The sequence below is a fragment of the Paenarthrobacter sp. NPDC090517 genome (assembly GCF_044769165.1).
In the GTDB taxonomy this organism is placed as follows: domain Bacteria; phylum Actinomycetota; class Actinomycetes; order Actinomycetales; family Micrococcaceae; genus Arthrobacter.
On sequence record NZ_JBIVXN010000005.1, the window covers coordinates 189,257 to 209,139 of the forward strand.

A 19,883-nucleotide genomic window follows, 5' to 3' on the forward strand; every position below is an offset into this window, starting at 1 on the left:
TTTAGTGGATGGAGAAGACCCTGGCCGGGAAGCCACTTCCCTCAAGCGGCTTTGCCCACGATGCAATGAGGGCGGCCCCCGCCTCAGGAACGTGATCCAAATTGGCCATAAGTTCGATCTGCCATTTGTCCTGGGCGAGGAGGTAAGTTTCCAAGCTGAAATCCTGGCGGGAGGTGGCCATACCAGGGTCCGTGTCAGTTTGTTCATGGCCGACTGCGGTGATTTGGCACTTTTCGATCAGGTACTCCAGAACGTCCCGGGACCATCCGGGAGTATGGCTTATTCCTGCGTCGTCGACGTTCGCCATGGCTGCGGTGTCCGGCCAGCGGCTGCTCCATCCCGTGCGCAGGGCTACGAATGAACCAGGCGCGATGGCGCCGTTACGGGCTTCCCACTGGCGGACATCCTCCATGGTCGGCGTGGCATCCGGATCGGTGTGGACCCGGCTGCGAATATCCAGGACAACCAAGGGCAACACCATGTCCTCGACAGGAAGCTGATCGAGGGTCCGTCCGCCACGGACAAAATGCGACGGCGGATCCACGTGGGTGCCCCACTGACCCACAATCGAATACCTGTGGGCAGTGAAACCATCCCCCTTCTCCAGATCGAAGAGTGTTTCCCTCGCCTCGTCCGGGAATGCCGGAAAGTGTGGCTGGCCGGGATGAAAGGCATGGGTCAGGTCCGTGAAAGTTCTGTTGAGGAGAACTGGCGCCAAGTCCTGCCATAGGGGGGAGGTCATGATGCCAGCCGCGTTTCGACCTGAGCGGCGCTGCTGGAAACACTGAGTGGTCCCGAGACTTCGATGACGGGAACTTCCCACGGGTGGATGTCGACTATTCGTTGAACGAGGGCTTGGACAGCGGACTGATCCAGGGAGTCGTCAAAGTAGGTGGTGAACACGAACGTGGGTGAAATTGTTCGCTGGCCTACGGTGCCCAGGGTGGGGTTGGCGCCTTCGGCAACGGTAAAGCCTTCGAAGCCTGCGGAAGACTCGAAGACGTGGTGATAGTTACCGAAGCCGCCCAGTTCCGGTGTGTCCTGTAGTGCATCCAGCAGGGAGGTGATGCCCATATCCGTGTTCAATGCCTGGAGGTCGCCTCCTGCCAGTTGCGTCATCGTGTCCGCTGCAATGGGCCAGTGGATGCGAAGCTTGCGCACCGCTTTGAGTTCGATGTTCATGGGGGAGCCTTCCGTCAGTGTGTCTTCGAGATATCGTGCCATGAGGTGACGGGCATTACAAGCATATTGAAATGTTTATATTGCACATCCATGGTCAGTCTTCACAGTCACCGCACAGTTTCCCCATGTACAACCCATAGGCGCGGCGCGTTTGATGGATGCATGAATACTCCTCACCCCAACCACGATCGTGGACTTGAATTCGATCTCTCCACGCTCCTGAGTCGACGTCGCAGTTTAGGGGTCCTCTTGGGCGCCGGAACGGCAGCAGCCCTCGCGGCCTGTACCCCGGGTACGGGAGGCGGCAGTGCATCGCCGTCGAGCACGACCCCAACTACCGCTGCGGCAGCAGAAGGCACGACGGCGGCCGCGTCGCCTTCCGCTACGAGTACGGTGACCCGCGCCTTCGCGGAATGCGGAGTGGAGATCCCGGAGGAGACTCTGGGGCCCTACCCGGGCGACGGTTCCAACGGCCCCAACGTGCTGGAGGCGTCCGGAGTGGTCCGTCGCGATATCAGGTCCAGCTTTGGAACTTCCGTCACCAAGGCTGAGGGCGTGCCGCTAACAGTAACGCTGACGCTCCTGGACAACGCGAACGGCTGCGCTCCTCTGGCCGGTGCCGCCGTTTATGCCTGGCACTGCGACAAAGATGGCAAGTACTCGCTTTACGATTCGGGCCTTGAGAATGAGAACTACCTTCGCGGCGTCCAGGAAGCCGACGCCAACGGGCAACTCACCTTCAGCACCATCTACCCCGGCGCCTACAACGGCCGCTGGCCCCATATTCACTTTGAGGTATTTGAGTCCATGAGCAACACAACTGCTGCTGGCCAGGTGCTCGCGGTCTCGCAGATAGCCCTCACTGAGACGGCATGCAAGGAGGTTTACGCAAGTTCGGGCTACGAGTCCAGCGCCCGAAATTTCCCGAACACCACCCTGACCTCGGACAACGTCTTTGGTGACGATGGAGGCATATACCAGCTGGCGACTATGTCCGGTTCTGTCGCGGGCGGTTACACGGCGGCGCTGAACGTGACCGTTTAGGCCGTTCGGCTACGAAAGCGGGGCTAGACTCGGGGTCATGCCTTCGAATGCAACCGCAGCAGTTGACCACATCAAGGACCTGGGCGAGTACGTATCCGCGTCTCCGTCGAGCTTCCATGCGGTGCATGAGGCTGCTCGGCGGCTGGACGCCGCAGGCTTCACTGCCTTGGATGAACTGCAGCCCTGGGACGGCGGAGCAGGCAAGTTCTACATCATCCGTGACGGTGCGCTCATTGCGTGGGTGACCCCCGGGAACGCAGGCCCAACCACTGGTTTCAATATCCTTGGTGCGCATACGGACTCGCCGTCGTTCAAGCTGAAGCCGAAGCCAACCAGCGGTAAATTCGGCTGGCTGCAAGCGGGGGTCGAGGTATACGGCGGACCCTTGCTCAATTCCTGGCTGGACCGTGAATTGCAGCTGGCCGGCCGATTGGTGCTGCGGGACGGCACTCAGCACCTGACCGCAACGGGTCCACTCCTTCGCTTCCCGCAGCTTGCCATCCACTTGGACCGCGGCGTCAACGACAACGGGCTTCACCTCTCCAAGCAACAGCATATGAACCCCATCTTCGGCCAGGGCGACCCCACCGGAGAGGACCTTTTGGGGCTGCTCGCCTCCCATGTAGAAGGCATCACGGTTGATGCTGCGGACATCGGTGGTTACGACGTCGTTGTGGCGGACACGCAAGCGCCGGCAGTTTTCGGGGCCAAGGCTGAGTTCTTTGCATCCGGCCGTTTGGACAATCTTTCATCTACACACGCGGGCCTGGTCGCGCTGCTAGCGCACGCTTCCTCTGCGCCGACAACGGGTCCGATCGCCGTCCTCGCGGCGTTCGATCATGAGGAGATCGGCTCCAACTCGCGATCCGGCGCCTGTGGACCCATCCTCGAGGACGTCCTGGTGCGGATCTCCGACGGTCTCGGCGCGTCGGCGAGCCAAAGGCGGCAGGCCATAGCGGCGTCGTTCTGTGTTTCTGCGGACGCCGGCCACGCTGTCCACCCGAACTACGCGGAGAAGCACGATCCCGCCAACAGGCCGGTGCTGAACGGGGGTCCGCTGCTCAAGATCAACGCCAACCAGCGCTACGCAACAGATGCTACGGGCGCGGCTTTGTGGGCCCGGCTCTGCGATGAGTCCGGCGTTCCGTACCAAGAGTACGTTTCCAACAACGATCTCCCGTGTGGTTCCACCATCGGGCCCCTGACTGCTACCCGGCTCGGCATCCGAACGGTGGACGTGGGTATCCCGCTCTTGTCCATGCACTCTGCGCGCGAGCTGTGTGGAGTGGAGGATGCGAAGAGTCTGGCGACTGTAGCTGAGGTGTTCTTCCGAACGGCGGCTTAGCGGAAGCGTCAAGCAGTCATTTCAGGGGTATTACAAAAGTTTTCCATAGGAAACTTTTGATTCCTTGAAGATTACATTTTGTGCGTCTCGCTCTTTTTGCGCATTGCAATTTGTTCAGCTGCACAGGATGAGTGTCGGTGTAGCAGGTTAGCGTGATTTAGTCATGTGGCCCGTGGCACACCACTGCGGCCAACCTCAAAACTTAAAGGACGGCGCCGATCCATGCACGCTGACCAACAGCTTTCAAAGTCCCTGAAACCCAGACACTTGTCCATGATCGCCATCGCCGGCGTCATCGGGGCAGGCCTGTTCGTTGGGTCCGGGGCCGCCATTCAGCAGGCGGGACCGGGCATCCTGGTGGCCTACCTTGCGGCCGGACTCGTGGTCATCCTCGTCATGCGCATGCTTGGTGAGATGGCTGCAGCCAACCCTGAGACCGGTTCGTTCTCCACCTACGCTGATAAAGCGTTAGGCCGTTGGGCCGGATTCAGCATCGGATGGCTCTACGCCTGGTTCTGGATCATCGTGCTCGGCATTGAAGCCACTGCCGGTGCGGCCATCATGCACCGGTGGGTGCCTGGTGTTGACCAATGGGTCTGGGCACTCGTTCTCATGGTGCTCCTCACACTGACGAACCTCGGCTCCGTGAAGTCCTATGGTGAGTTTGAATTCTGGTTCGCGTCCATCAAGGTAGCTGCAATCGTCATCTTCCTGCTGGCAGGAATCGTGGCCATCCTCGGCTTCATGCCGGGCGTCTCGGCACCCGGCGTCGCCAACCTGCTGGACCAGGGCGGCTTCATGCCGAACGGGCCGGGCGCGGTCCTCGCGGGAATCCTCGTGGTGGTCTTCTCCTTCTTCGGCGCGGAGATCGCAACTATCGCTGCCGGCGAATCCGAGAACCCGGTGGACGCCGTCAAGAAGGCCGTGAAGTCCACAGTATGGCGCATCCTGATCTTCTACATCGGCTCCATTGCCATCGTGGTGACCTTGCTGCCTTGGAACGACGCCTCCGTCGCCAAGAGCCCGTACGTTGCAGTCATCGAGCTCTACGGAATCCCGGGCGCCGGCACCATCATGGACATTGTTGTCCTCACCTCGGTGCTCTCCTGCCTGAACTCGGGCCTGTACACCGCCAGTCGCATGCTGTTCTCGCTCTCCCAGCGCGGCGACGCTCCCAAATCTTGGATGAAGATCTCCAAGCGTGGCGTGCCTGCCGCGGCAGTGCTCGCTTCCACCGTGGTGGGATTCCTCACCGTCGGCGCGAACTACATTGCCCCGAACTCGGTGTTCCTGTTCCTCGTGAATACCTCGGGTGCCATCGCTTTGTTCGTCTGGTTGGTCATCGCAACTTCGCAGCTCATCCTCCGCAAGCGGATGGGCGCGGCCGCCAAGGACCTGGACCTCAAGATGTGGTTCTTCCCGTACCTCACGTGGATTGCGATCGGCGCCATCGTGGCACTCATCATCGGTATGGTCATCATCGAATCCACCCGCGAATCGCTGTTCCTATCGCTGGCCTTGGCCGCGATTGTGGTGGGCATCGGCGTGTTTCGCTACCGCAATAAAGGCAACACCCCCGCCACTCCGGTGCTTGGCGGGGAAGCCGAACGCGCCAAGATCGGTTCCTGACCGCCGTCGCCTTTTCTGCAGCGGACAGCCGCCGTCAATGCTCGACGGCGGCTGTCGCGTTTCGCTTTATTGTTCCGCTTGCTCAGTGCGTTTTTTGTCGGCCTGCAGAATGCCGTCCCGTACGCCGGCGCGGATCACGAAATACAGGAAATAGAGGGCGACCGCCGAGAAAACAACGGTCAGGACCAGGGCGTTCAGGGGCGTGGCATCCATGGCCCCAACCCTAGGGGAGGCTCCCCGGGCAACAGGAATCCACGGATTGCCGTACTTCGTGTTAGGGTTTTTGACGCTGTCAAGGAGAATAACGAAACACGTTCTCCTGATCACCTTGCGCGGGTGGCGGAATGGCAGACGCGCTAGCTTGAGGTGCTAGTCCTCGAAAGGGGGTGGGGGTTCAAGTCCCCCTCCGCGCACAAAGAAACCCCCGGAAGTTCATCTTCCGGGGGTTTTGACGTTCCTATGGCCTTATTCCGGGCACAGGAGCCCTGAATAAGCCGTTCCACTTCAGGCGCCTGGTCTCGGCGCGAACATGATGACGCCCACCCCAACCAGGCAGATGGCGGCTCCGACGACGTCCCAGCGGTCCGGCCTGAAGCCATCCATGAGCATGCCCCATGCAAGCGAGCCGGCAATGAACACCCCGCCGTAAGCCGCCAGGACCCGGCCGAAGTGCGCGTCCGGTTGGAAGGCCGCGAAGAAGCCGTAGATGCCTAGCGCCAGAATGCCTAGTCCTGCCCACCACCAAGCTTTGCCTTCGCGCACGGATTGCCAGATCAACCAAGCACCGCCGATCTCTGCGACGGCGGCCAAAACGAACAGAACGATGGACTTCACGACGGTCATTACCCCAGTATTCCGTGATGCGGGGCCAGCTTATCCACATACGCAACCTGGACGGTTCACGCCACGGATCCCGCCGAATAGCTTTGAGTGCAGGAGATGCACTAAGATATTGAAGTCTGTGTTACGCCCTCTTGCCGTGTTTTCGGTCGGGGAGCGCCAACGCAGCATCGCAAATGAACCTCCTGTTACGGAAATACCGTAACCGCTTAGCCCAAAGGAGGTGGGTTCACATATGCGTCCTTACGAATTGATGGTAATCATCGACCCCGAGGTCGAAGAGCGTACCGTAGAGTCGTCGCTTCAGAAGTTCCTCAATGTCATCACCACCGATGGTGGAACCATCGAAAAGGTAGACATCTGGGGCCGTCGCCGTCTGGCGTACGACATCAAGAAGAAGTCCGAAGGTATCTACGCCGTGGTGAACTTCACCGCAGCACCGGCTACCGCCAAGGAACTTGATCGCCAGCTGTCTCTCAACGAGACGATCATGCGCACCAAGATCATCCGCCCTGAAGACCAGAAGGTCGTTGCTGAGTAATCAGCCCCTTCCAGATCTTTACCCCGAAGGAACGAACAAGGAGGCAGTAGATGGCAGGCGAAACCACTATTACGGTCATCGGTAATCTCACCAATGACCCCGAGCTGCGGTTTACCCCGTCTGGCTCAGCAGTAGCGAACTTCACCATCGCTTCTACTCCCCGGACCTTTGACCGCCAGTCCAATGAGTGGAAGGACGGGGAAACCCTGTTCCTCCGCGCATCGGTATGGCGCGAAGCAGCCGAGAACGTTGCCGAGTCCCTCACCAAGGGCATGCGCGTCATCGTTTCCGGCCGTTTGAAGAGCCGTTCTTACGAAACAAAAGAAGGCGAGAAGCGCACCGTAATCGAGCTTGAGGTCGATGAAATCGGCCCGAGCCTGCGTTACGCCAACGCCAAGGTCAACCGTACCCAGCGCTCCGGCGGTGGGCAGGGCGGCTTCGGTGGCGGTAACGCCGGTAATTCCGGTGGCTTCGGGGGTGGCGCTCCTGGTGGAAACCAGGGCGGCGGCAACTCCGGTGGAACCTGGGGCGGCAACCAACCCGCACAACAGCAGGATGACCCTTGGGCTACGCCCGGTGTCAGCAATGCTGGCGGCTGGGGCAACGGCCCGGATTCCGAACCTCCCTTCTAAACACCAAATAAACGTCCGACGCCGGACGCTCGCCGGAAGTGCCGAAAGGCACCATGACGACGACCGCCGTCGAACACCACCATCCCGTGGATCAATATCCACGGGCTCCATAGAAAAGGAGCTCCACGATGGCTAAGGCTGAACTCCGTAAGCCCAAACCAAAGTCCAACCCCTTGAAGGCCGCTGACATCACTGTCATCGACTACAAGGACGTAGCATTGCTGCGCAAGTTCATCTCCGATCGCGGAAAGATCCGCGCTCGTCGCGTCACTGGCGTTACCGTTCAGGAACAGCGCAAGATCGCCCAGGCAATCAAGAACGCCCGCGAAGTTGCTCTGCTGCCTTACTCCGGCGCTGGCCGCGGCTAAGGGAAGGGATTAACTAACATGGCAAAGCTCATTCTGACCCACGAAGTAACCGGTCTCGGTGCTGCTGGCGATGTCGTCGAGGTGAAGGACGGTTACGCACGTAACTTCCTGCTGCCCCGCGGCTTCGCTCTGACCTGGAGCAAGGGTGGCGAGAAGCAGGTTGAGTCCATCAAGGCTGCTCGTGCCGCTCGTGCGCACGCTTCTGTTGAAGCGGCACAGGCACAGGCTCAGGCTCTGTCCTCCAAGAAGGTCAAGCTCGAGGTGAAGGCCGGCGAGTCCGGTCGTCTCTTCGGCACCGTCAAGCCTGCTGATGTCGCTGCTGCTGTTGAGGCCGCTGGCCTCGGCGCCATCGACAAGCGCAACGTTGAACTGCCGAACCACATCAAGTCTGTTGGTTCGTACACGGCTAACGTTCGCCTGCACGAGGATGTTTCTGCTGTCATCGACCTCGAGGTCGTAGCAAGCAAGTAGTCTCTGACTGCACCAAAAGACCCCCGCTACCGGATTCCGGTGGCGGGGGTCTTTTTGTTGCCCGGAACCCTTGACGAGTTGGCACTTAACCCCCATGTTTGCGAGCAACATGGGGGTTAAGTGCCAACTCGGCGCGCGGATTTACGGGGTGTGTAGCTCTTCCATGACGTGCTTGTAGCCCGTGCGGATCATCTCGGCCAGAATGCTCCGGTCCACGTCGTCCAGCTTGTTCACGTACAGGCAGGCGGCGCCGGTCTTGTGCTTGCCAAGATCGGGAAGCAGACGGTCGGCATCGGGGCCGTAGGTGAGCCCGTACAGTGCCAAATTGCCTTTGCGCGGTGAAAAGCCGACGGCGGCGGAGTCACCTTCGCGCCCGGTCTCGTATTTGTAGTGATAGCTGCCGAATCCAATGATCGACGGGCCCCACATGACGGGTTCCTGGCCGGTGATGTCGCGCATCATTTCCAGCAACTGGAAGCCGTCCTCGCGCCGCTTTGGGTGCTCCACTGCGGCTAGGAATTCTTCCACGGATACCTCCGTGGGCTGGGTCTTGTTCTCTGCCATAGGGCTAGTTTCGCAGACGCGGGACGGCTGCGTCAGCAAAACCGGACCGCACCCGATGATAGCCTTCAGCGGTGACTTCAGAAGCCCTGCGCATCCGCCCGTTCCACCAGGTGGACGTCTTCTCCGACGCGCCATACCGAGGCAACCCGCTCGCCGTCGTCGTAGATGCCGAAGGCCTCAGCACTGAGACAATGCAGCACTTCGCTAACTGGACCAACCTCTCCGAGACCACGTTCCTCCTCCCACCCACTGACCCCCAAGCGGACTACAAGGTGCGGATCTTCACCGGCAGCGAGGAGTTCCCGTTCGCCGGTCACCCCACGCTTGGTTCAGCTCATACGTGGTTGCAAGCCGGGGGAGTGCCGAAGAGTGCCGGCGTCCTGGTCCAGGAATGCGGGGCGGGTTTGGTGCGGGTAAAGCACGACGCCGGTCGCCTGGCTTTCGCTGCACCGCCGCTGACGCGATTTGGCCCCGTGGATGACGAAGTCCGGGCGCAGCTCGCTGCCGGCCTGCAGTTGCCCGAGGATGCCCTGCTGGATGCATCGTGGTTGGTCAACGGGCCCACATGGATCGGCGTTCTTCTCGGTTCAGCGGAACAAGTCCTGGCCATTGAACCCGATCTCGTCGCCATGGCTGACCTCAAGGTCGGGGTGATCGGCCCACACGAGCCGGGTGCCGCCGTCGACTTTGAAGTCCGCACCTTCATTCCGGGCGACGCCATGGTGGAGGACCCGGTGACGGGCAGTTTCAATGCCGGTGCGGCTCAGTGGCTTATTGGCAGCGGCCGTGCCCCTGATGAGTACGTAGCCGCTCAAGGTAGTGCCCTAGGCAGGGCTGGCAGGGTCCACATCAAAGCTGATGACGGAGAGATTTGGGTTGGTGGAGCGTCGGCCACCTGCATCGAAGGTACGGTGCTCCTTTAGCGCCCCATCAGATGCGCTTTGCTCGCGACAGCACCACCACCAGGAAAATGCAGGCGCTGAAGACCGCTTGAATAATCACAATGGACATTGGCACGCTGCCCAGGTACAACGCCAACAGCAGTGGAACCATGGCCAGGATGGTCACGTCCAGCCCGCGCATCAGTGAGCCCAGCTGAGCACGCGGGACCGGGCCGAACGGGGTTTCCACCGGCGGCGCGGTCCAGTCCGGCGGGGTCCTGGTTGCCGCGCGGAGAGTCCCCGCACCCATGCCCACGCCGGTGAGGGCACCTACTCCTATCAACCAGGGATTCGCCGCCCCCAGGGCAACCAATAGCCCACTCAGCACGGCCATCCACAGAGCCATCGCCAGGCACGGCATGAGGGCACGACTGGTCCTCACCAGTGCGGGATGCAGCGGCAGCAGCGCATCGAGCTCAGGAACCAGCGCGGTCTTGCGGGCCACAACCCCCATTCCGGAAGCCGTGGCACAGCCGGAGATCATGATGACAGCCAATTGCGCGAACTCGGGCAGCCCGCCCTCCACCAGCAGTACGGCAATGCAGGCGGCGAGCCAAAGAATCGGCGGCATCAGCGGGGGATTGAGCCGCAGGAAAGCGACCACATCAGCGCGGATCAGTGCACGAAAAGGCCCCCGCACAGGGCGGGCGTAGAACTGGGCTGCCCGGCCGCCGTCGACCGTCTTGCGGGTGCCGCCGAGCGCACGCAGCACCTCATTAGACTCCATCATGAACAGCGAAGCGCTAGCGTGCCCAGCAACGGCGCCGCCGCGAACCAGATCGTCACCCCGAACCTGACCGGCGCGTGGCACAACAAAGGCTAAGAGTCCGACGGCGGCCACGGCCACCAGCGCTGTCGGTAATGGCGAGGATGACCACGCTGGAAGGACAGAGCACGCAAGAAGTACCGTCGCCGTCGTCGCCCTGCCAAGCCGCGAGCCGAGTAAAGCAAGCTGCTGCAGGGCCGCCAACACAACCGCCATGGCGCCAGCTGCGCCGAAAGTGAGCGAAGCAAGAACGTGGTCAAGGGGAGCGCGGTCAATGCCAGCCACCATGCTGAAGGGTAAGTAGATGACGGCCGAGCCAGCTGCCGTAAGCGCGACTTTGCGAACGAAGGGCGGCAGGACCATGGGGCGGCGGTCAACGGGAAGCGTCAACCACCAGATGCTCTCAGCTCCGTTCACCGTCATCGGTCCAAGTTTCCGCGCAAGGTTGCTGATCACGAGGAGGGCAGCGAAAGTGACGGATGTCCACAGCGGTGATTCCGGCAGGATGAGCCACTGCGCCCGGATGATGCTGTTGGTAGTTGTTGACCGGTCTGCGATTTCGTTGCGCAACGCAAAGACGAAGGAGGCAGCAATAGTCAGCGAAACACCAATTCCGAGTCCCCAGCTGTAAGCGTCAACAAAGAGGTCGCCCCACGATGTCCGGCTGCGTTTGTAGCGTCTGGCGGATTGGCGGGTGAACCGGACAATGTCAGAGGCCAGCTCCCGATTCTGCGAAGAACGTTCAGGGGCGAGCACGTCAGGACCCGGCAATGATCGAGGCCCCCTGCTCTGGACTGAACTCCCGAACTTCTTCGTCAATGACCAAACAGGTGGAGGCCGTGGTGAGCAGCAACTGTGGGTCATGGGTGACCAGAACTACTGCGCCACCATTCTTGGCGTGGTCTGCAATCCGTTCCCCCATGGCCACCCGCATGCGGGGATCGAGCCGCTGTTCCGGCTCGTCCAGGATCAGCAGCGACGACGGGCGGATAAGTCCAGAGGCAAGCAGCAACCTGCGACGCTGGCCGGAAGACAAGGCGTCCGGGATGGCATGGGCCCTGCCTTGAAGCCCGAAGAACTCGAGTTCGTTCTCAACCCGCACTTCGGGGTCATCCAAGGAGTGCCCCCGGGCGATGAGGAGCAAGTGCTCCCGGACGGTGAGGGAGGGGAAGAAGAGGTCATCGTCGAAAATGGCGGACACTTGCCGACGGAACGGCACGGCGTCCGGATCGATGAGGAGGCCGTGGACCTTCACGTCTCCAGCCAGGGAGGCCTGCCGCCCCGCGATGGTCCGGGCTACCGTGGACTTTCCTGCGCCATTGACGCCAACGATCCCCAAGACTTCACCCGCCTCCACCGACGCCGAAACTTCGCCGCAAACCGGAGCCCCGGCATAGCCAACCAACAGGCCTTCGGCCTCCAAAACTGTCCCCATGATGCAACCCTACCGGCGGGATTGGCGCGACCTTGCTGCAGCGTTTAGCGTGAGTCTTATGTCAGCATCCGATGCTTCCGCGAAGGCCAACGGCAACCCTTTGCTTGTCCTGGGCAAGATCACGTCCATCCTGGATGCCTTTTCCTTGTCAAAGCCGGTGCTTCAGTTGGCTGATATCCGCGAATTCACCGGCATGCCCACGTCCACCGTGCAGCGACTGGTCACGAATCTGACATCCCAGGGCTTCCTTGACCGCGAGGGCGATGCTTACCGCATCGGAATGCGGATGGCCTACTGGGCAGCGCCTGCAACCCGGGGGATGGAGGTTGTGGACATCCTGAGTCCGCTGCTCAAGACCTTGCGGGACACCACCGGCGAGACGGCATGCTTCTTCAAGGCCGAGCAGCACTATCGGGTTTGTGTCGCCATGGCCGATACCCATCATGCGTTGCGCCGCGAAATGCATTTGGGCAAGATTGTTCCGCTCCATGCAGGTTCTGCAGGCAGGGTTCTGCTCGCGTGGTCTCCTGAACTGATGGAAGCTGTCCTGCGGGATCCGCTGGAGTCCATCACCGACTACACCATCACCAGCTCTGAGGAATTGGAAGCCGCTGTAAGGAAAACCCGTGCGGACGGGTTCGCGATCACAGTCGGCGAGAGGGAAGACGGGGCATCCGGCCTTTCTGCGCCTGTTTTCGATTCTGCTGCGGGTTTGGTGGGAGCTGTGACCATCAGCGGACCGACTCTTCGGATGCCGTTGGAAACGTGCGAGGCGTGGGTGGAGCCCCTTCTCGCTACAGCCGAGCACATGACCAGGCTTATTGGCGGCCGGTTCCCCGGCGAGAGCTGAATCCTCAACCATAGGGAGAATGACGATGACTGAGACACCCCCAACAGTGGACGCGTACATCTCCGCCCAACCTGAGGCCACTCAGCAGATCCTTCAGGAAATCCGTCGGACCATGCACGCCGCCGTGCCGGGGGCCGGAGAGATGATCAGTTACGGAATTCCTACCATCACCATTGGCGGGCACTACGTGGTGTACTTCGCTGCCTGGGCGCACCACATCTCGGTTTATCCGGTGCCTCGTGGCGATGAAGGCCTGGCTGCGGAGTTGGTCCCGTACCTGTCCGGCAAAGGAACGTTGAAATTCCCGCTGGCCAAAGGGATTCCCTTGGATTTGATAGCGAAAATTGCGGCCCAACTGGCAGCAGAGAAAAAGATGGGCCACTAATGAGGGACTTTGAAACCTTGGTAGACGAGGCTGCCGAAGCGGACGTGACAGGGTGGGGATTCCATTGGCTGGAGGGGAGGGCTACGGAAGAAAGGCCACCATGGGGGTTCGCGAAGATGCTGGCCGGCCGTCTCGCTACCGTGCGGAGCGCACTCGATCTTGATACAGGAGGGGGAGAGGTCCTTTCAGAGGCCGGAAGATTTCCCGAACGGATGGTTGCTACGGAGGGATGGCCGCCCAACGTACAGCGAGCTGTTGAAAGGCTCGGTCCCCGCGGGGTGGAGGTCGTTGAAGCAACCACCGATGCGCCGCTACCGTTCCCAGACCAGTCCTTCGACTTGGTCACAGCCCGGCACCCTGTTCGGCCTGACTGGAACGAGATTCACCGAGTCTTGGTCCCCGGCGGCCACTACTTCGCGCAGCATGTTGGCCCGGCGTCGGCGCGGTGGTCTGGATCCTGCGTAAAAGCGTGTGGTGGGTCCCCGACTTCTCCGTTGAGGGCTATCGTGACAAACTCAAGGAGCTGGACAAACAAATGAGAGCTGGCCGCCCCTTCATCGCTCACTCCACCCGGCACCTGATTGACGCCCAGCGCATTGGGTAGAAGTTAAGCGGGCGCACCTAGGAGGAGCAAGTATGGATTCTGCACGGACCTTTGAGTCGATTGTCATCATCTTCAATCCCAACAGCACGGGGGACGCGCCTGAGCTGGCGCAGCAATTGCACGACAGGCTGAAGGAACTGCTCACGTATCAGCCCGAAATAACACTCCAGCCCACTGAGCACGCCGGGCATGCCGTGGACCTGGCACGGGAAGCAGCCTCGAAGGGCGGTGACGTCCTGGTGGTCTCGGTGAGTGGTGATGGTGGCTACAACGAGGTGGTCAACGGTGTGATGCAAGCCGGGAACCCGAGGGCTGTCTGCGCGGTCAGGGCTGCCGGCAATGCGAACGACCATAGCCGGATCATCGCGACAAAACCTTTGGAAGAGGCCATCGCGGAAGGACATGTCCATAACATCGACCTTCTCCGAATCCACACAGGCCAAAAAGAGAATGAGCCCCTTGAATACGCGCATTCCTACATCGGATTCGGCCTCACCCCGGTGGTTGCCACCGAACTCGAAAAGGGCAGCAAAGGTGCGCTCAAGGAAATGGTCACTGTTATCCAGACCTTTTCCAAGTTCGAGCCCTTTGGCATCCGCTTGGCTGACGGAAAACGCCGAAAGTTCGACAGTCTCGTCTTCGCCAATATCAATGAAATGGCCAAGTACGCCACGTTGAGCGAAGCAGAGGACCACCCCTCGGATGGGAAATTCGAGGTGATCGTCTTCCCGCACATGCCTAAATGGCGAACTCTCCTGACTGCACTGAAGGCCACTACTCAAGGACTGGGTGATCAGCCGAGTGTGAGTAGCTACGAATTCACCACGCTCAAGCCGCTGCCATACCAGATGGACGGCGAAGTGAAGTCCGTGGAGGCAAACGTCAAGGTCAAAGTGGAGTGCGCTCCCCGCGCCCTGGCCACCCTCGGCTAGGCCCTTAGCCTGCGCAGGCGGCCGTGACGAAGTCGTAGATCCGGCCGCGCAACTCATTCGGCGCTGCAATCTTCAGCACGCCCTTCCTGTCACCCAGGGCGACCCTTAGCGGCAAGAGGGTGCCCACCTTGTCCTCGGCGACAGCATGCGGATCACAGCGGGCGGGCCGGATAGTCAGTGGCAGTTCTTGCCTGGCCGCGCCGACGGCGACATTCCCGGGCCAAGGGCCAGCGGTGGATTGGGCCAGTAACGTGGTTTCGTCGATCGCTTCAATAGTGAGGCTTTGCGCGTCAGTTCCCGGCGTGGCTGGCGTGATGATGAGGCGTACGACGGCGGTGCGACCGTCAGCGGCCACCTCAAGTCCAGGGTCCAAGGCGATTGTCGCAACGGCGGCTGCTTCCGTGGCGATACACTGCTCGCCGGCGTTCCGGGAGAGGACGCCGAAGGGATCCGTTGGGCTCGTGCTCGCCCCCACAGGGTCCTTGCCAGGCATTGAGTAGTTGATCGTGGCATTGAGTTCAGCGGGCGTGCCCCCTGATGTGTCGCAGGCGGCCGCGGGCAATGCAGCAGGAACGCTCTTGGGCTGACGGGGTGGCAACTCGAGGCTGCCCCCGGATGGTTCCCAGGAAATCTCAGCTTCGAACAGCGTTGATCGCAAGCGGGCTTCGGTGACGGTCAGGATTGTGTCTGTGGTGTTGGTGAGTTGCAGCAGAATGGCTTGCTTGCCGTATTGATCCCGCGATTGATTGACCTCGACGGTGATGGGTCCGGAACTCCCGCTGGTGGGCTCCGAGGCTGAAACGCCCGAGTCGCATCCGGCCAGGAGGGGCAATGTCACAGCGGTCATACCCGCCGCGAAAGAATGCCACCGCCGGCTCATCATGCCATCAGTGTAGGCCCGGGGCAAAGCGGCGCGGTACCTGAGCAAGGCACCGCAGGGTAACGGGTGAATTGCTCGGATCAGGGCCAGCCACTGAACTGGTCCTGACTGTGATTCGTGGGTGGCGGGTTCTTATAGATCCGGCCGCGCTGGGACTTGGCCACTCCCTGATGACGCGGCGGCCGCGTCCGCCGATGCCTGCGCTGCCCAACCATGTTCAAGATGAAAACGGTCACCATGACCAGGAGCAAACACCCTAAGCACGCCAGTAACGCAATGCCCTGATCCATCGGTCATCCTTCTCTGTGACGCTGATGCCTTCGTGGTTCCTACCTTAGCGAGCCGTGCATCAAAGCCCCCACATCGGAGGCTTGGTGCCAGTACGATGTGGCTCACGCGCATCTGCAGATCCGATCATTAAGTTAGAGACGAAAGGCGACACTGATGTCATTCCAGGCTTACCTCGACGCTATTGAAGACAAAACCGGACTTACCCCGCGGCAACTGGTCGAAATTGCGGAAACCAAGGGATTCAATGACCCATCGGTTAAGGCCGGAACCATCCTTGAATGGCTCAAAGCCGATTATGATCTTGGCCGGGGTCACGGAATGGCACTGGTGCACGTGATCAAAAAGGGGCCAAGGATCGATAGCAAGCACGTGGGATCGAACGGGACCCACAGCGACGATTCGGACACGCTCTGGCTGGATGGCAAGGCCAGCAAGCCGGCTCCCTGAAACATGTTGGCGAGCCAACACTAAGCATGCTTAGCTTAGTGTCCAGCCATTTCTTGATGTGCACGCAGAGAGGAACACCATGTCTACCGTGACGCAGCTGTTCAAATCCCCTGCCGCTGACATTTGGAAGGTCATTGAGGACGGCTGGCTCTATTCGGGCTGGGTTGTGGGTGCCTCAAGAATCCGCGCCGTGGACGAGCAATGGCCGCATGTTGGCGCAAAGTTGCACCATTCCGTGGGCACCTGGCCTTTCCTCATAGATGACAGTACCCGGGTGACAAGCATGGAACCTGGCTACAAGTTGGAGCTGCTCGCAAGGGGGTGGCCCTTGGGCGAGGCAAAGGTGCTGATCACCCTCGAGGACCTCGGAGGCGCTCAATGCCGCGTCTCAATCACTGAGGATGCCGTGCGTGGGCCAGGAAAAGTGGTGCCCAAAGCCCTGCGGGACCCAATGATTTCCGTAAGAAACCGGGAGACCCTCAGGCGTCTGGAACTCATGGCTGCGGGCGGGGCTGGCCGGAAGACCTAAAGGCAGGCGCGATAGCCCTGCCCTTGGAACTGTCCGGGGCCCCACAATGCTCAGGCTCGCACAAGCGGTAGGACGGTGCAGGGCAACTCGGCGAGGCCGGGGGCGTGTCGTGGCTCCAGGTTCCGGAATGGCAGTGGTGACCAGGAAATGGTGGCCAACGGTCAGTTGCCCCCAGCGGAAGCTGGCTGATCACTGGAGGGCTGGTTAGCGGCAGGCATGACCCACTCAAAAGCCTCAGCCTTGGAACGAGCTCCCTGGACTGCCTTGGAGCGGTTCGGTTCGCCCAGTTCGGCGAGCAACCTTTCCGAAAGCACCACCAGCTCGGCGAACGCGTCAGGGGTGAGCCACCCAGGACGGGTTGCAAAGAGGATGTCTTCGCTGGAGGTGTTGCCGCTGGCTCCGGGCGCGAACGGGCAGCCGCCCAGACCACCGAGGGCACCGTCCACCATGGTGGCACCTGCTTGGATGGCGGCGAGCGTATTTGCCACGCCCAAACCCCAGGTGTCGTGGCCGTGGTACACGATCCTGCGCGCAGGGGACTCGTCCCGCACTCGGGTGATGAGCCGCGCTACCTGCGCGGGCACGGCTTGCCCCAGGGTGTCGCATATGACGATGTCCGTGGTGCCTTCAGCGCGGGGATCGTTGGCGATGGAGAGGATGCGCTCCTCGGGAACGTAACCCTCAAAAGGGCACGTGAAGGACGTGGCAATGCACAGCTGGATTTGGCCATCAACAGCTCGCGTGTACTCGACGGCCTCGGGCAAGGCAGCCAAGCTCTCGTCCGTAGTCCGCCCGATGTTCGCCTTGTTGTGCGAATCCGACGCCGACAAGCAGTACTGGAAGTTCCGCGCTCCGGCGGCGGATGCCTTGGCAACGTGGCCCGGTGTCGCCACCCAAATCCAGCATTTTTCCAGCTCCTCGGGGGTGAGGGCCCGGACTACTTCCAGCGTGTTGGCCATGGTGGGAACCAGGTCTGCGCGGGCCATGGAACCCAGCTCGATCGCGGGAATACCCAACCGCAGCAGTTCCCTCACGGTCTCGATCTTCTGCTCTGCAGGTAGGAGCTTACCGGTGAGCTGGAGCCCATCGCGCAGAGTGACGTCCCGCAAGAGGACGTTGCCCAGCGTTGAAGCAAGGGGGCTTTCAAAGGGGTTCATGGTCGGAGGGCCTCCTCGCGGCCGGAAGCCGCATCGATCTGTGCGGCGTCCATGTTCAGGAGCCCACCAAGGATTTCTTGCGTGTTTTCGCCCAGGTCCGGGCCCAGGTTCCGAATGGGCGGGGACTGGTCCCCGATCACCGGGACAATGCCCGGGAAGCCGACACCGGGGAGGACTTCCTCGCCCGTGGATACGTCGAACTTTTGGATCATGTTGCGGGCGGCGTACTGGCTGTCCGTGCTGATATCGGCCGCGGTGTAAATGGGGCCGGCGGGGACACCGGCGGCTTCGAGCGCTGTCAGGGCTTCAGTTCCTGAAAGCGTCGCTGCCCACTCGCCGATTGCTTGATCCAGTTCTTCGCGCTTCGCCCAGCGGCCGGCGTTTGTTTGCAGGGAAGGGTCCTCTGCGAGGTCCGGGCGGCCGATTGTCTGCATGTAGCGCTGGTAGATCGAATCACCGTTGCCGGCCACCACGATGCTCGCACCGTCCTTGCACACGTACGCGTTGGATGGAGCAATTCCCTCCATGCGGCCACCAACGCGCTGCCGGTCCACACCGTAGGCCTGATAGTCCGGGATCAGTGATTCCATCATGGAGAACATTGCCTCGTTCAGCGCGACGTCGATGATGCGCTCGGTGAGCGGAACCGCGCCGGCCGAGTCCCGTCGTCGTGCTTCACGCTGGTACAGGCTCATCATGGAGCCGAAGGCGGCGTACAGGCCCGCGATCGAGTCCCCGATGGAGACGCCAACACGCACCGGTGCGCGGTCCGGGTCGCCCACCAGGTTGCGGAACCCGCCATAAGCTTCGGCGACGGCGGCGAAACCTGGCCGCTCGGACAGTGGCCCGGTCTGCCCGAAGGCAGAAATGCGGGTGACGATCAGGTCCGGATTGGCTTTATTGAGGACCTCCGGGCCCAAGCCCCACTTTTCCAAAGTGCCGGGGCGGAAGTTCTCCAGCAGGATGTCGCACTTGGCCACCAGTTCCAGCACAGCCTGCTTGCCTGCCTCCGTGCGCAGATCCAGGACCACGGACTTTTTGTTGCGGTTCAGCGTGCGGTAGAGCATGGACGTGTTGCCTTTGTGCAGGCGCCAGTTGCGCAGTTCGTCGCCGGTACCGGGCCGCTCCACTTTGATGACCTCAGCTCCGAAGTCGGCCAGCAGCCTGCCGGCCGTGGGCGCGGCGATGTAGTTACCGAGTTCCAAGACCCGGACGCCGTCCAGAGGGGCGATTGTTTGGTGTGTCATGGTCTTCTTTCGTGCGTGGTGGGTAGGCGGTAAGCGGGGCCGGTCAGAACAGCAGGCTCATGGGCAGGATCAGGAGGATCGCCACCACGGAGGCTACGGACACTCCCACCGTGACCGATTTGAGTGCACCCCTCACACTCTGACCCAAAAGTGACTGGAAATCCGATCGTTGGGCCTTCCACGCTGAAGGCTGGAATTTGATGCGCACCGTGAGGGAGGCCACATCGCTAATCCCATATTATGAGTTCGAACTCATAATGCAAGCCTTTTCCGAAACTAAACTAAACACCATGACCTTCGTGATTCGCCCGGCCAGCCAAGCAGACGTACCTGGCATCATCGCCGTGGACATAGCGGCGGGGCGGACTTCGCAGGCCCTCGCTGACAGATTCGCCGCGAGTCTTAGCGCTGCCGTCGCGGACCACGCGCGTCTCGTTGTCGTCGCGGAATCGCAAGATGGCGCGAATATCGGCGGAGGGACCGGCGTCGTGGGGTGGGCGAAAACCCACCACTGGGACTATGACCATGGCCCTGCGTTATCCGGTCACTACTTGGGCGGTGTCACTGTGCGGCCGGGGCTTCGGCGCCTTGGAGTAGCTGCCGAACTAACGGGCGCCCGTATGGCGTGGATTTGGGAGCGGGCTGACCACGCTTGGTATGCGGTCAATGCGCTGAACGAGGCGTCGCTGGCTCTGCACCGGAAGTGGGGATTTCGTGAGGTGGCTCGGGGACCCGGATTTCATACGGTAACCTTCGACGGCGGCGAAGGGGTCCTGCTGCAGGCGGCGCGGCCGCTGTCCTGA

Annotated in this window: 25 protein-coding genes, 1 tRNA gene and 1 pseudogene; 16 read left to right on the forward strand and 11 right to left on the reverse strand. The window is 61.2% G+C overall.

Annotated features, from left to right (window positions below; all coding sequences use genetic code 11):
* Nucleotide 1: 1 nt before the first annotated feature.
* Together ACIQTW_RS16415 and ACIQTW_RS16420 are read right to left on the reverse strand one after the other, a co-directional pair.
* On the reverse strand, nt 2–742 hold the full coding sequence (locus ACIQTW_RS16415; RefSeq protein ID WP_402938912.1) for a cyclase family protein: 741 nt from the start codon (nt 740–742) through the stop codon (nt 2–4).
* Nucleotides 739–1,182 (reverse strand): hypothetical protein, encoded by a 444-nt coding sequence (locus ACIQTW_RS16420; RefSeq protein ID WP_402938915.1) that lies wholly within the window; start codon nt 1,180–1,182, stop codon nt 739–741. Before ACIQTW_RS16420 ends, ACIQTW_RS16415 begins: the two co-directional genes overlap by 4 nt.
* 162 nt (nt 1,183–1,344) lie before the next feature.
* On the opposite strand from ACIQTW_RS16420, the gene ACIQTW_RS16425 reads away from it, so the two are divergent.
* The 3 genes from ACIQTW_RS16425 (at nt 1,345) to ACIQTW_RS16435 (ending at nt 5,200) form a co-directional block, all read left to right on the forward strand.
* Nucleotides 1,345–2,226 carry an intradiol ring-cleavage dioxygenase gene (locus ACIQTW_RS16425; protein WP_402938918.1) on the forward strand — a complete coding sequence of 294 codons (882 nt, stop codon included), beginning with the start codon at nt 1,345–1,347 and terminating at the stop codon, nt 2,224–2,226.
* A gap of 37 nt (nt 2,227–2,263) precedes the next feature.
* The gene (locus tag ACIQTW_RS16430; protein ID WP_402938921.1) at nt 2,264–3,571 is read left to right on the forward strand and encodes a M18 family aminopeptidase; all 1,308 of its coding nucleotides are present in this window, start codon (nt 2,264–2,266) and stop codon (nt 3,569–3,571) included.
* A 222-nt stretch (nt 3,572–3,793) separates the two neighbouring features.
* Nucleotides 3,794–5,200: an amino acid permease gene (locus tag ACIQTW_RS16435; protein ID WP_402938924.1), complete on the forward strand. Its 1,407-nt coding sequence runs from the start codon at nt 3,794–3,796 to the stop codon at nt 5,198–5,200.
* Between the two features lie 66 nt (nt 5,201–5,266).
* Here the strand turns inward: ACIQTW_RS16435 and ACIQTW_RS16440 are convergent, their stop codons facing one another.
* Nucleotides 5,267–5,413 carry a hypothetical protein gene (locus ACIQTW_RS16440; RefSeq protein ID WP_402938927.1) on the reverse strand — a complete coding sequence of 49 codons (147 nt, stop codon included), beginning with the start codon at nt 5,411–5,413 and terminating at the stop codon, nt 5,267–5,269.
* 117 nt (nt 5,414–5,530) lie between these two features.
* Here ACIQTW_RS16440 and ACIQTW_RS16445 point away from each other — a divergent pair.
* Nucleotides 5,531–5,613, forward strand: a tRNA-Leu gene (locus ACIQTW_RS16445).
* 91 nt (nt 5,614–5,704) lie between these two features.
* On the opposite strand, the gene ACIQTW_RS16450 is transcribed toward ACIQTW_RS16445, so the two are convergent.
* A complete protein-coding gene (locus tag ACIQTW_RS16450; protein ID WP_402938930.1) occupies nt 5,705–6,043 on the reverse strand; it encodes a YnfA family protein in 339 nt (112 codons plus the stop codon).
* 232 nt (nt 6,044–6,275) lie between these two features.
* Between ACIQTW_RS16450 and rpsF the strand changes: the two genes are divergently transcribed.
* The 4 genes from rpsF to rplI all read left to right on the forward strand — a co-directional run bounded on the left by rpsF (nt 6,276) and on the right by rplI (nt 8,052).
* Nucleotides 6,276–6,581, forward strand: coding sequence for a 30S ribosomal protein S6 (gene rpsF, locus ACIQTW_RS16455; protein WP_011776755.1), 306 nt, complete (start codon nt 6,276–6,278; stop codon nt 6,579–6,581).
* Nucleotides 6,582–6,631: 50 nt separating this feature from the next.
* The gene (locus ACIQTW_RS16460; RefSeq protein ID WP_011776754.1) at nt 6,632–7,213 is read left to right on the forward strand and encodes a single-stranded DNA-binding protein; all 582 of its coding nucleotides are present in this window, start codon (nt 6,632–6,634) and stop codon (nt 7,211–7,213) included.
* 128 nt (nt 7,214–7,341) lie between these two features.
* The gene (gene rpsR, locus ACIQTW_RS16465) at nt 7,342–7,581 is read left to right on the forward strand and encodes a 30S ribosomal protein S18 (RefSeq protein WP_003800144.1); all 240 of its coding nucleotides are present in this window, start codon (nt 7,342–7,344) and stop codon (nt 7,579–7,581) included.
* An 18-nt stretch (nt 7,582–7,599) separates the two neighbouring features.
* Complete coding sequence (gene rplI, locus ACIQTW_RS16470) at nt 7,600–8,052, forward strand: 50S ribosomal protein L9 (RefSeq protein WP_024818808.1); 453 nt, start codon at nt 7,600–7,602, stop codon at nt 8,050–8,052.
* Between the two features lie 141 nt (nt 8,053–8,193).
* Here the strand turns inward: rplI and ACIQTW_RS16475 are convergent, their stop codons facing one another.
* Complete coding sequence (locus ACIQTW_RS16475) at nt 8,194–8,616, reverse strand: DUF1801 domain-containing protein (RefSeq protein WP_402938935.1); 423 nt, start codon at nt 8,614–8,616, stop codon at nt 8,194–8,196.
* Nucleotides 8,617–8,687: 71 nt separating this feature from the next.
* Here ACIQTW_RS16475 and ACIQTW_RS16480 point away from each other — a divergent pair, with 71 nt between their 5' ends.
* Nucleotides 8,688–9,539 carry a PhzF family phenazine biosynthesis protein gene (locus ACIQTW_RS16480; RefSeq protein WP_402938938.1) on the forward strand — a complete coding sequence of 284 codons (852 nt, stop codon included), beginning with the start codon at nt 8,688–8,690 and terminating at the stop codon, nt 9,537–9,539.
* 7 nt (nt 9,540–9,546) lie between these two features.
* Here the strand turns inward: ACIQTW_RS16480 and ACIQTW_RS16485 are convergent, their stop codons facing one another.
* The gene (locus ACIQTW_RS16485; RefSeq protein ID WP_402938941.1) at nt 9,547–11,079 is read right to left on the reverse strand and encodes a DUF6297 family protein; all 1,533 of its coding nucleotides are present in this window, start codon (nt 11,077–11,079) and stop codon (nt 9,547–9,549) included.
* A 1-nt stretch (nt 11,080) separates the two neighbouring features.
* Nucleotides 11,081–11,758: an ATP-binding cassette domain-containing protein gene (locus tag ACIQTW_RS16490; protein ID WP_402938944.1), complete on the reverse strand. Its 678-nt coding sequence runs from the start codon at nt 11,756–11,758 to the stop codon at nt 11,081–11,083.
* A gap of 58 nt (nt 11,759–11,816) precedes the next feature.
* On the opposite strand from ACIQTW_RS16490, the gene ACIQTW_RS16495 reads away from it, so the two are divergent.
* The 4 genes and pseudogenes from ACIQTW_RS16495 (at nt 11,817) to ACIQTW_RS16510 (ending at nt 14,529) form a co-directional block, all read left to right on the forward strand.
* Complete coding sequence (locus ACIQTW_RS16495; RefSeq protein ID WP_402939291.1) at nt 11,817–12,608, forward strand: IclR family transcriptional regulator; 792 nt, start codon at nt 11,817–11,819, stop codon at nt 12,606–12,608.
* Nucleotides 12,609–12,633: 25 nt separating this feature from the next.
* Complete coding sequence (locus tag ACIQTW_RS16500) at nt 12,634–12,993, forward strand: iron chaperone (protein WP_402938947.1); 360 nt, start codon at nt 12,634–12,636, stop codon at nt 12,991–12,993.
* Nucleotides 12,993–13,597 (forward strand): annotated as a pseudogene (locus ACIQTW_RS16505) (class I SAM-dependent methyltransferase). The gene ACIQTW_RS16500 and the pseudogene ACIQTW_RS16505 overlap by 1 nt, the downstream one beginning before the upstream one ends.
* Nucleotides 13,598–13,629: 32 nt before the next feature.
* Nucleotides 13,630–14,529 (forward strand): diacylglycerol/lipid kinase family protein, encoded by a 900-nt coding sequence (locus tag ACIQTW_RS16510; protein ID WP_402938950.1) that lies wholly within the window; start codon nt 13,630–13,632, stop codon nt 14,527–14,529.
* A gap of 4 nt (nt 14,530–14,533) precedes the next feature.
* On the opposite strand, the gene ACIQTW_RS16515 is transcribed toward ACIQTW_RS16510, so the two are convergent.
* Nucleotides 14,534–15,412 carry a hypothetical protein gene (locus ACIQTW_RS16515; protein ID WP_402938953.1) on the reverse strand — a complete coding sequence of 293 codons (879 nt, stop codon included), beginning with the start codon at nt 15,410–15,412 and terminating at the stop codon, nt 14,534–14,536.
* A gap of 441 nt (nt 15,413–15,853) precedes the next feature.
* Between ACIQTW_RS16515 and ACIQTW_RS16520 the strand changes: the two genes are divergently transcribed.
* Together ACIQTW_RS16520 and ACIQTW_RS16525 are read left to right on the forward strand one after the other, a co-directional pair.
* The gene (locus ACIQTW_RS16520; protein ID WP_402938956.1) at nt 15,854–16,147 is read left to right on the forward strand and encodes a DUF4287 domain-containing protein; all 294 of its coding nucleotides are present in this window, start codon (nt 15,854–15,856) and stop codon (nt 16,145–16,147) included.
* Nucleotides 16,148–16,226: 79 nt separating this feature from the next.
* Nucleotides 16,227–16,676, forward strand: a complete 450-nt coding sequence (locus ACIQTW_RS16525; protein ID WP_402938958.1) for an SRPBCC family protein — start codon at nt 16,227–16,229, stop codon at nt 16,674–16,676.
* A 161-nt stretch (nt 16,677–16,837) separates the two neighbouring features.
* Here the strand turns inward: ACIQTW_RS16525 and ACIQTW_RS16530 are convergent, their stop codons facing one another.
* From ACIQTW_RS16530 to ACIQTW_RS16540, 3 genes are read right to left on the reverse strand one after another with little or no spacing between them, the layout of a single operon-like run.
* Entirely contained in the window at nt 16,838–17,833 is a 996-nt protein-coding gene (locus tag ACIQTW_RS16530; RefSeq protein ID WP_402938960.1) for a hydroxymethylglutaryl-CoA lyase, read from the reverse strand.
* Complete coding sequence (locus ACIQTW_RS16535) at nt 17,830–19,080, reverse strand: CaiB/BaiF CoA transferase family protein (RefSeq protein ID WP_402938963.1); 1,251 nt, start codon at nt 19,078–19,080, stop codon at nt 17,830–17,832. The genes ACIQTW_RS16530 and ACIQTW_RS16535 overlap by 4 nt, the downstream gene beginning before the upstream one ends.
* 43 nt (nt 19,081–19,123) lie before the next feature.
* A complete protein-coding gene (locus ACIQTW_RS16540; RefSeq protein WP_402938966.1) occupies nt 19,124–19,303 on the reverse strand; it encodes a hypothetical protein in 180 nt (59 codons plus the stop codon).
* Nucleotides 19,304–19,370: 67 nt separating this feature from the next.
* Here ACIQTW_RS16540 and ACIQTW_RS16545 point away from each other — a divergent pair, with 67 nt between their 5' ends.
* Entirely contained in the window at nt 19,371–19,883 is a 513-nt protein-coding gene (locus ACIQTW_RS16545) for a GNAT family N-acetyltransferase (RefSeq protein ID WP_402938968.1), read from the forward strand.

Bases quoted from the DNA above. Each gene is read 5' to 3' on its own strand.
- ACIQTW_RS16415 (WP_402938912.1), bottom strand. From the start codon at position 742: ATGACCTCCCCCCTATGGCAGGACTTGGCGCCAGTTCTCCTCAACAGA.
- ACIQTW_RS16420 (WP_402938915.1), bottom strand. From the start codon at position 1,182: ATGAACATCGAACTCAAAGCGGTGCGCAAGCTTCGCATCCACTGGCCC.
- ACIQTW_RS16425 (WP_402938918.1), top strand. From the start codon at position 1,345: ATGAATACTCCTCACCCCAACCACGATCGTGGACTTGAATTCGATCTC.
- ACIQTW_RS16430 (WP_402938921.1), top strand. From the start codon at position 2,264: ATGCCTTCGAATGCAACCGCAGCAGTTGACCACATCAAGGACCTGGGC.
- ACIQTW_RS16435 (WP_402938924.1), top strand. From the start codon at position 3,794: ATGCACGCTGACCAACAGCTTTCAAAGTCCCTGAAACCCAGACACTTG.
- ACIQTW_RS16440 (WP_402938927.1), bottom strand. From the start codon at position 5,413: ATGGATGCCACGCCCCTGAACGCCCTGGTCCTGACCGTTGTTTTCTCG.
- ACIQTW_RS16450 (WP_402938930.1), bottom strand. From the start codon at position 6,043: ATGACCGTCGTGAAGTCCATCGTTCTGTTCGTTTTGGCCGCCGTCGCA.
- rpsF (WP_011776755.1), top strand. From the start codon at position 6,276: ATGCGTCCTTACGAATTGATGGTAATCATCGACCCCGAGGTCGAAGAG.
- ACIQTW_RS16460 (WP_011776754.1), top strand. From the start codon at position 6,632: ATGGCAGGCGAAACCACTATTACGGTCATCGGTAATCTCACCAATGAC.
- rpsR (WP_003800144.1), top strand. From the start codon at position 7,342: ATGGCTAAGGCTGAACTCCGTAAGCCCAAACCAAAGTCCAACCCCTTG.
- rplI (WP_024818808.1), top strand. From the start codon at position 7,600: ATGGCAAAGCTCATTCTGACCCACGAAGTAACCGGTCTCGGTGCTGCT.
- ACIQTW_RS16475 (WP_402938935.1), bottom strand. From the start codon at position 8,616: ATGGCAGAGAACAAGACCCAGCCCACGGAGGTATCCGTGGAAGAATTC.
- ACIQTW_RS16490 (WP_402938944.1), bottom strand. From the start codon at position 11,758: ATGGGGACAGTTTTGGAGGCCGAAGGCCTGTTGGTTGGCTATGCCGGG.
- ACIQTW_RS16495 (WP_402939291.1), top strand. From the start codon at position 11,817: ATGTCAGCATCCGATGCTTCCGCGAAGGCCAACGGCAACCCTTTGCTT.
- ACIQTW_RS16500 (WP_402938947.1), top strand. From the start codon at position 12,634: ATGACTGAGACACCCCCAACAGTGGACGCGTACATCTCCGCCCAACCT.
- ACIQTW_RS16510 (WP_402938950.1), top strand. From the start codon at position 13,630: ATGGATTCTGCACGGACCTTTGAGTCGATTGTCATCATCTTCAATCCC.
- ACIQTW_RS16515 (WP_402938953.1), bottom strand. From the start codon at position 15,412: ATGATGAGCCGGCGGTGGCATTCTTTCGCGGCGGGTATGACCGCTGTG.
- ACIQTW_RS16520 (WP_402938956.1), top strand. From the start codon at position 15,854: ATGTCATTCCAGGCTTACCTCGACGCTATTGAAGACAAAACCGGACTT.
- ACIQTW_RS16525 (WP_402938958.1), top strand. From the start codon at position 16,227: ATGTCTACCGTGACGCAGCTGTTCAAATCCCCTGCCGCTGACATTTGG.
- ACIQTW_RS16530 (WP_402938960.1), bottom strand. From the start codon at position 17,833: ATGAACCCCTTTGAAAGCCCCCTTGCTTCAACGCTGGGCAACGTCCTC.
- ACIQTW_RS16535 (WP_402938963.1), bottom strand. From the start codon at position 19,080: ATGACACACCAAACAATCGCCCCTCTGGACGGCGTCCGGGTCTTGGAA.
- ACIQTW_RS16545 (WP_402938968.1), top strand. From the start codon at position 19,371: ATGACCTTCGTGATTCGCCCGGCCAGCCAAGCAGACGTACCTGGCATC.